9 protein-coding genes are annotated in these 7,219 nt (G+C 58.2%); 1 reads left to right on the forward strand and 8 read right to left on the reverse strand.

Annotated features, from left to right (window positions below; all coding sequences use genetic code 11):
• Nucleotides 1-98: 98 nt before the first annotated feature.
• Nucleotides 99-818 (forward strand): hypothetical protein, encoded by a 720-nt coding sequence (locus tag ABYV26_RS17155; RefSeq protein WP_372682577.1) that lies wholly within the window; start codon nt 99-101, stop codon nt 816-818.
• A 12-nt stretch (nt 819-830) separates the two neighbouring features.
• Here ABYV26_RS17155 and ABYV26_RS17160 read toward each other — a convergent pair whose 3' ends face one another.
• The 8 genes from ABYV26_RS17160 to ABYV26_RS17195 all read right to left on the reverse strand — a co-directional run bounded on the left by ABYV26_RS17160 (nt 831) and on the right by ABYV26_RS17195 (nt 7,029).
• Nucleotides 831-1,595, reverse strand: a complete 765-nt coding sequence (locus tag ABYV26_RS17160; protein WP_372682578.1) for an HpcH/HpaI aldolase/citrate lyase family protein — start codon at nt 1,593-1,595, stop codon at nt 831-833.
• 16 nt (nt 1,596-1,611) lie between these two features.
• Nucleotides 1,612-2,022 carry a hypothetical protein gene (locus ABYV26_RS17165; RefSeq protein ID WP_372682579.1) on the reverse strand — a complete coding sequence of 137 codons (411 nt, stop codon included), beginning with the start codon at nt 2,020-2,022 and terminating at the stop codon, nt 1,612-1,614.
• 42 nt (nt 2,023-2,064) lie between these two features.
• Complete coding sequence (gene thiM / locus ABYV26_RS17170) at nt 2,065-2,868, reverse strand: hydroxyethylthiazole kinase (protein ID WP_372682580.1); 804 nt, start codon at nt 2,866-2,868, stop codon at nt 2,065-2,067.
• 11 nt (nt 2,869-2,879) lie between these two features.
• The gene (locus ABYV26_RS17175; protein ID WP_372682581.1) at nt 2,880-3,605 is read right to left on the reverse strand and encodes a superoxide dismutase; all 726 of its coding nucleotides are present in this window, start codon (nt 3,603-3,605) and stop codon (nt 2,880-2,882) included.
• A 97-nt stretch (nt 3,606-3,702) separates the two neighbouring features.
• Nucleotides 3,703-4,641, reverse strand: coding sequence for a multidrug resistance efflux transporter family protein (locus tag ABYV26_RS17180; protein WP_372682582.1), 939 nt, complete (start codon nt 4,639-4,641; stop codon nt 3,703-3,705).
• Nucleotides 4,642-4,658: 17 nt separating this feature from the next.
• Nucleotides 4,659-5,174, reverse strand: coding sequence for a tRNA (cytidine(34)-2'-O)-methyltransferase (locus ABYV26_RS17185; protein ID WP_372682583.1), 516 nt, complete (start codon nt 5,172-5,174; stop codon nt 4,659-4,661).
• Nucleotides 5,175-5,365: 191 nt separating this feature from the next.
• Entirely contained in the window at nt 5,366-6,697 is a 1,332-nt protein-coding gene (locus ABYV26_RS17190) for a M48 family metalloprotease (RefSeq protein WP_372682584.1), read from the reverse strand.
• 17 nt (nt 6,698-6,714) lie between these two features.
• Nucleotides 6,715-7,029, reverse strand: a complete 315-nt coding sequence (locus tag ABYV26_RS17195) for a zinc ribbon domain-containing protein (protein WP_372682585.1) — start codon at nt 7,027-7,029, stop codon at nt 6,715-6,717.
• Between the last annotated feature and the right edge of the window lie 190 nt (nt 7,030-7,219).

A 7,219-nucleotide genomic window follows, 5' to 3' on the forward strand; every position in this document is an offset into this window, starting at 1 on the left:
CCGTGGCCTAGACACCAAGATATTCGACTCGCTGGTGACACCAACCGTCCTACCCTGATAGGCATTTTTAAAGGGGTGAGAAAGGAAACCAAGGGCGCATGACCCCGAACACCTGGCCACCGGTTCATCGAACCGCCTTGAAGCGTCAGCCGCCACTGGCCGCCTGTCTGGCGCTGATCTTTATATTCTCCGGCTGTGTCAGTCTACAGTTGAGTCAATTCCAGGATTACGCGGCACGGGGCGATCATGAATGGGTCGCCGCACAGACAATTGAGTGCCGGAGGGCGTCTGAGGGGTGCGGCCAACTTCATCTGACCAAGGGTGATGCCTGCTTTCAACTGGCCAAAATGGACAGGGAGCCTGGCGTCAATTTCGCCTGTGCCGCCGATGAACTGGAAAAAGGGCTTGCCTTAAAACAGTCCTTTGATGCTGCCGGCGTCCAGCTTCAGTACCGGGAGAAGCTTTGCGAATCACTGAGACGGGTTCACGGCTGGCAATCCGGCAAAGCCGCCGAAGAGACGCCGGACCGGTTATTACAAGCGGCTAATGCGCTTTACCAGTTGGCCCCGGAGAGTGTTCCGGCGGTCTATTACCTGGCCAGCGCCCGCCTGATGGAAATTAAACCCATATTGGCGGACATCAATGCCGCCACCCGTGTGCCCATCTGCCTCCGACTCAAGCGCACCGTCAACCGTGTACTGGAAGTGATAGAGACCGCCAGGGGGGACACACCGCCGCACTGGGACCGCTTTGCCGGGGATTACCAGCGGCTCGCCTTTGACTTGGGAGCGGCAATGCAGGCTGCTGAATGTCGGTAGTCGGGTGTTTTATCATCGGCGGGTTCCCGATTTCAGCTCAGACAGAACCCGCCGGGCCGATTGTTCCAGCATCAGGGTGTCCATCCCCACGGCATTCAGCGTATAACCCTGCTCGATAAAGGGCACCACCGCGGCAGCATCCACACCGAAAATTCCCAGGGCCATGCGGTGCTTCAGGCACGCCAGCCTGACCGTTTGGATATGATGCTGAACATCTGCATCCTGGATCTTTCCCGGTTTTCCCATGCTTGCCGAAAGGTCGTAGGGACCGATAAACACCCCGTCAACGCCGGAGACATCGAGGATCGATGCGATGTTGGCAACCGCATCGACATGTTCCACCTGGATGATCACGGCCGTGTCCGCGTTTGCCCGGCTCACATACTCGGCAAAGGACGCACCATATCCCTGCGCCCGGGCAATCCCCACGCTTCTTTGTCCCAGCGGTGGATACTTGGCGCATGCCACCACCCGGGACGCCGTGTCGGCATCGTTCACCAGCGGCGCGATAATGCCGTCCGCCCCTATGTCCAGGGCCTGTTTGATGGCTGCCTCATGGTTCGCCGCCACACGAACCACGCAAGGGCACCGGGGTTGAGCCGCCTGCAGCAGCAATTGAATTTCACCCGCAGAGAGGCAGCCGTGCTCGCCATCGATGAAGAGCCAGTCAAAACCGGATCGGGAGAGCAGTTCGGCGATCTGCGGGCAAGACAGGCTGATGATCGTACCCGTCAGGAGATCTCCCTGCAGCAGCCGTTTACGGAAATCGGGGTTCATATTCATAGATTCCTTTTTAAAACCGTCCCAGCAGTTCGGCCCACTTAACCAGAACCTGTCCGACGCCCTGGTCCGCGTATACTGCAAACTGGGCAATGCACGAATAAGCCAAAGCAAATTGAGCCAGGGCGTAGCCGGCAATGGTAAACTGGCCCAGGCTGATCACGCCGATGCCAAATTGGGAAATATTGATGATCCCGGCGCCGAACTGCCCCACGGCAATCACCCCTTTGGCCACCACCGGCATCCGATTGGGCCGATATTTAAAGGAAATGTGCAGCAGGGGAAGCCCCAAAAAAGTAGCCTGGCTCTTATACTCAAAACCGTAACCGTCCCAGCGCTCACGGGCCGGATACGGCGCCCCGCAGCCCGGACAGGAGACGGCCTGTTCACTCACCTGGTGTTTGCATTCTCTGCACGATTTCATCAATCAGGTCTCCTGCAGGTATCCCAAACCGGTTGACGGAGGTTAATCAACCATTAAACGCTTGTGAATTTCAGCACTGCCGGCCGAATAAAGCGCGTCCAGGAAGGCCACGAAAAAGCTGCCCGGCCGGTCGCTGATCCCCGAGGCCAACTCCCCGCACAACCCGTAGAAACCGCAGGCAGCGGCGGTAGCGGCCAGCAGGTCATCCCGGGCCACGGAACAAAAAGCGCCGGTAACCGCCGACAGCCCGCATCCCATGCCGGTCACCCGGGTCATCAGGGGCACACCGTTAGCCACCCGAATCACCCGGCCGCCGTCGGTAACGATATCATGATCGCCGGAAATGGCCACGATACAGGCGTATTGCCTAGCGATGGCACCGGCAGCCTCCACGATGGCGTCGGACAAGGATAATGATGAATCCACACCTTTGGTCTTCACGTCGTCAACAGCCAAAGAGAGTACCTCCGACGCATTGCCCCGGAGCACCGAAATGTTTACTTCATCGAGAATGTACTTGACCGTGCGGGTGCGGTAACCGGTGGCACCGGCGCCGACCGGATCCAGTATCACCGGAATGCCCCGTTGATTGGCTTCCCTGGCTGCCAGCAGCATGGCCTCGATCCATTTCTCGGCCAGGGTGCCGATATTAAGCACCAGGGCACCGGCCATGGCAGCCATGTCCGCCACCTCTTTGCGGCTGTGGGCCATCACCGGCGACGCCCCTATCGCCAGCAGTATGTTGGCCGTCGGGTTCATCACCACGAAGTTGGTGATGTTGTGCACCAAAGGGGCGGTGGTTCTGATTGTATCGAGAAACGCGACCGTCGCGGTTTTCATTTCCATAACCGTTATCCTCACGCCTTGGGTGGCAGGGTTTTCTCCAGCTGAGCCGCCACAAAATCCCAGTTGGCCAGGTTGTCCAGCACGGCGGTGACAAAATCCACCCGCCGGTTCTGGTAGTCCAGGTAGTAAGCATGCTCCCACACGTCCACGGTGAACAGCGGGATCAAACCATGGGCAAGCGGCGTGTCCGCGTTAGCGCTGGTAACCACCGCCAGCTTTCCCTCGTCCAGAACCAGCCACACCCAGCCGCTGCCAAACTGATTCTTGGCGGCGGTGATGAAGCGTGACTTGAAATCCACGAAACCACCAAAGGCTGAATCGATCATCTCCGCCAACAGGCCTTCCGGCACGCCCCCACCATCCGGTTTCAGGCATTTGAAAAAATAGGCATGGTTCCATGCCTGGGCGGCGTTGTTAAAGACGGCCGCCTTGGACGCGTCCCCTGCGGTCGCCTGGATCACCGCTTCTGCGGCCTTGCCGGCGAACCCCATCCCTTTGGTCAGTTCATTGGCCTTTTTCACATAGCCGGCATAGTGTTTATCGTAGTGAAACCCCATGGTTTCCGCACTGATGGTCGGGGATAGGGCATCTTGATGGTAGGGCAGCGGCTCGATGACAAAAACGGCTGAATCGCCACCGCCGCTGCACTGTACCAGAAACAGGGCGACCAGGGCACAGGCCGCCAACACCGATGAACGGGCGATTAAGCGTTTGTTGAAAACGGGATGGGTTAGCATGGTGTTTCTCCTTTTCGGTTGTCTGCGGGAACTGTTGTTGAAAGGCTCGAGCCTAACCTGGGGTCTGATTTTCTGCCATTCGTTTTCGCCGAGGTTCTTAAACCGACGCTTCCTGAAACCGGACAAATAGCGCCAGCCCGGCACCGGTTATCACTATCCCCAACACCCCTGCAGCATTGGGCGGTGCGCTGCCGATGATCAACATCTCCCCGGCCAGGGCGAAGATCACTTCGCTGGATTGGGTGGCGTCCACGGCAGCCAATTGACTGCCTGTTTTCGATTCGCTCCTGGCGAAGAGAAACAGGCTCGTGGCCATCACACCAGAGAAGAGGGCCACCAGGGCCGTGTTCACGATCTGCCCGGCGGCCGGCGATGGCGGAGCGGTCACGACGATCAAGAGGATCCAGAAGGGAACGCTGCCCAGGGACATGAGCAGCACCTTGGCAAAGGGGTGTTCCAGTTCCGGGCCGCTGATATCGGGCAGACGGCTGCGGCCGATCTTGGCCTCCCACACCAGTTGGTTGCCGATGGGGTAGCAGAATGCGGCGATCAATACGGGCAGGGCACCTTTGATCAGTTCCCCTGGATCGACCACCCCTGCCTGACTGACGTTCACCAGGAACACCCCGGCAAAGACGATGGTGGAAAACAGCCATATCCGCCGGGGAAAGCGGCGTCCAAAGGCGGTCAGCACCACCAGCGTGGCAATAATGGTAAACTGCCAGGTGGTGGCCACGATCCAACCGGGTGCGAAATCGGCGCTGAAACAGATCAGGGCATAAAAAGCCCCGAAGCCGATGCTGCCCGCCGCCACCCAAAAAGCCAGGTGGTTGAAAAACAGGCCCAGGGTGCGGGCAAAAGCAGCCGTTCCACGAAACACCAGCAGCCAGACCGTCAGCAAGAGAATCATATAGGCATAACGGAGACTGGCGCTCCATACCCAGTGACCGCCGCTCAGGCTCATGATACGGTTCAGCACAAAGGTGGAGCTGAAAAAAAATCCGGAAAGCAGGCCGATCAAAATGAGTCTCGCCATCGGCTGATACCTGAATCTCACTTTCCGCTTCGAATGCTCTCGTAAAGGGCGATACCCGCTGCGGTGGAAAGGTTCAGCGATCGTATATCACCGGTGGTGGGAATTCGGTAGCAAGCCCGGGGGAAGCTTGTGAGAATCAACTCAGGCAGGCCCCCGGTCTCGGATCCAAACACCAGAAACATCCGACGGAGGGCAGGCATCTCCCAGAAAACCCGTTTGCCTGCCTTGGAAAAGAGCACCATTTCACCTTCCACAGGGTTGAACGCCTTACAGAACGCATCGAAACTGTCCCAGATGCCGGGAGATACCCGGTTCCAGTAATCCAGGCCGGCCCGCTTGACCTGGCGGCTGTCCAGAGAGAACCCCAGCGGGCGTATCAGGTGCAGCCTGGCCCCGGCCCCCAGGCAGGTGCGGCCGATGTTTCCGGTGTTCCAGTGGATTTCCGGTGCCACCAGCACCACGTGGCGCTCCCGACCTGAATTTTCACAAAGGGCCGCATTGCCCATAGCGTCACTGCTTGAAGCGCCCACCATGTGATTCGCCTTTGAAACAAGCTTTGGATTCGAAAGCCATTTATGGACGGATTCGTGAAACGCCCGAGATCAAGGCTTGCAAAGCCTGAAAATACCGCTGTCGCGGGTGCCGTGGGCAGCGTACGGTCGGTACGCCGCAGCGAGGCGGGATGACGTGTAACGCAGATATCGCGCGTTTCACGAATCCGTCTCTATCGGATGTAGCCCCACTCCTTCAGCCGCTGATATGCGTACTGGGCCTGCTTTCCCTGCCGGACCTGCTGCAAATACGCGTCGTAGGCCCGGGCTGCAGGCTCTATTTTCTCTCCACCTTCCAGGGAAAGCCCTTGAAAGAAAGTCGTATTGGGATTTCCCGGAAGACGCCTCTCGTAGATGCTGAAATCCTCATAGGCGGCGTCGTAATTTTTGTTGCGGATCTTGGCAATACCACTGATGTGGTATGCCTGCGCCTCGTCGGGATAGACTTGTTTGGCCTGGTCCGCAAAACGCTCCGCCTCGCTGTCTTTTTTCTGAACCAGCTGGCACTTGGCCATGAGCAGCAGCCCCGCATAGTCATTGGGCGCTTCGTCCAGGGCCTGTTTGAACAACCCTTCCGCCTGGCTGAACTGTTCTTTGCCCATGGCCTCTTCACCGTCCTGCATCTTCTTGATGGCGCCTTTGATTTTTCTCAGGCCTGCAGTGTTGTCCATGTACCGCTCCCGATACAGCGGCTGGCCGCTGTACTGCCGGTAATCGTTGGTGGCCTGGTTCACCGATGTTTGGTAGCGTTCTGAGGACATGGGATGGGTGGCAAAGAGCAGATCGGCGACGCCGGCATGCTTCCGGTTCATGCTGTTGAGCATCTCCATGAGGCCCACCATGCCTTGGGGGCCGTATCCGGATCGGGTCATGTATACCATACCCAGGTCGTCCGCCTGGCGCTCATTGTCACGGCTGTATGTGGCCAGCAATGCGCCCGAACCCAATTGTCCCAGTTGCCCGGCAAGGTTGCCGGCGCCTGAACCGACAGCCACGCTGGTCAGGATGGTCAGTCCCCCGACGGCCATGTTGGCCAGCTGGGCCTTGGACATGATCTCGGCGGTGTGCCGCGCATTGACGTGCCCCAGTTCGTGCCCCAGCAGGGCGGCCAGCTCGGCCTCATTGTCCAGTTCCAGCAGGATCCCCCGGGTGCAGGCGATGCTGCCGCCGGGAAAGGCATAGGCATTGACATAGTTGGCATTGACGCAGTGAAAGTTATAGGGCATCTGCCCGCGATGGGTGTTGCCGGCCAGACGCTTGCCGGTGATCTCAACATAGCGTTGCAGGGTTCGGTCCTGAGTGCTGCCGTAATCGGATGAGAACTGGTGGGGAGACTGCTGACGATCGACGGCAATCTCCTGCTTTTCATCCATGATCATGAACTGGGATTTTCCCGTGACGGGGTTGGTGGCGCACCCTACGGCCAGGCCGGTGGCGGCCAGGCTGGTCATGATCAAAAATTCACGACGGCTCAGTCCGTTGATCACCCTTCTGGAAACACGCATATACACCTCTTTAATGCTTAAGCTCGCTGCCCACAATGCGGACAATACTTGAATGAACGGTCGAATACCTTTTTGCAGGCCACACAAACGGTGGAAGCGCCAGACAGCGGCACCTCCTGAGCCGTCGCCCGGCTGCCATTGACCGGTCGCTGGCAACCTTCGCACAATAAAAAGGGCTCTCCCTGTTTCACCCGGATCAGGGGGATGAAAAACAGGCTCAGGTAGTGATCCACCCGGGTGGTAAAGGCCTGCGACAGCCCGCATGCCGGACATCGTTGCGGATTGTCATCCACCCTTCTGGTTTTGGGTTGAACGCCGGCGATCAGAAACATATAAACTGGGTTCTGGGTTCTGGGTTCTGGGTTCCGATAGGCAGACAACCTTGTTTAAGGACTTCGGCTCTTCAATGTTGTCCTTACCCACGACGCTGAACGGTAAATGCTTAATTTTGAGGAACTCGTAAAAAGTCACGTTTCCGACGGATCCGTAGAAAACCCAAGATCAAGGCTTGCGAATCCTGAG

Source organism: Desulfosarcina sp., from assembly GCF_041551955.1.
Taxonomy (GTDB): domain Bacteria; phylum Desulfobacterota; class Desulfobacteria; order Desulfobacterales; family Desulfosarcinaceae; genus Desulfosarcina.

Bases quoted from the DNA above. Each gene is read 5' to 3' on its own strand.
- ABYV26_RS17155 (WP_372682577.1), top strand. From the start codon at position 99: ATGACCCCGAACACCTGGCCACCGGTTCATCGAACCGCCTTGAAGCGT.
- ABYV26_RS17160 (WP_372682578.1), bottom strand. From the start codon at position 1,595: ATGAACCCCGATTTCCGTAAACGGCTGCTGCAGGGAGATCTCCTGACG.
- ABYV26_RS17165 (WP_372682579.1), bottom strand. From the start codon at position 2,022: ATGAAATCGTGCAGAGAATGCAAACACCAGGTGAGTGAACAGGCCGTC.
- thiM (WP_372682580.1), bottom strand. From the start codon at position 2,868: ATGGAAATGAAAACCGCGACGGTCGCGTTTCTCGATACAATCAGAACC.
- ABYV26_RS17175 (WP_372682581.1), bottom strand. From the start codon at position 3,605: ATGCTAACCCATCCCGTTTTCAACAAACGCTTAATCGCCCGTTCATCG.
- ABYV26_RS17180 (WP_372682582.1), bottom strand. From the start codon at position 4,641: ATGGCGAGACTCATTTTGATCGGCCTGCTTTCCGGATTTTTTTTCAGC.
- ABYV26_RS17185 (WP_372682583.1), bottom strand. From the start codon at position 5,174: ATGGTGGGCGCTTCAAGCAGTGACGCTATGGGCAATGCGGCCCTTTGT.
- ABYV26_RS17190 (WP_372682584.1), bottom strand. From the start codon at position 6,697: ATGCGTGTTTCCAGAAGGGTGATCAACGGACTGAGCCGTCGTGAATTT.
- ABYV26_RS17195 (WP_372682585.1), bottom strand. From the start codon at position 7,029: ATGTTTCTGATCGCCGGCGTTCAACCCAAAACCAGAAGGGTGGATGAC.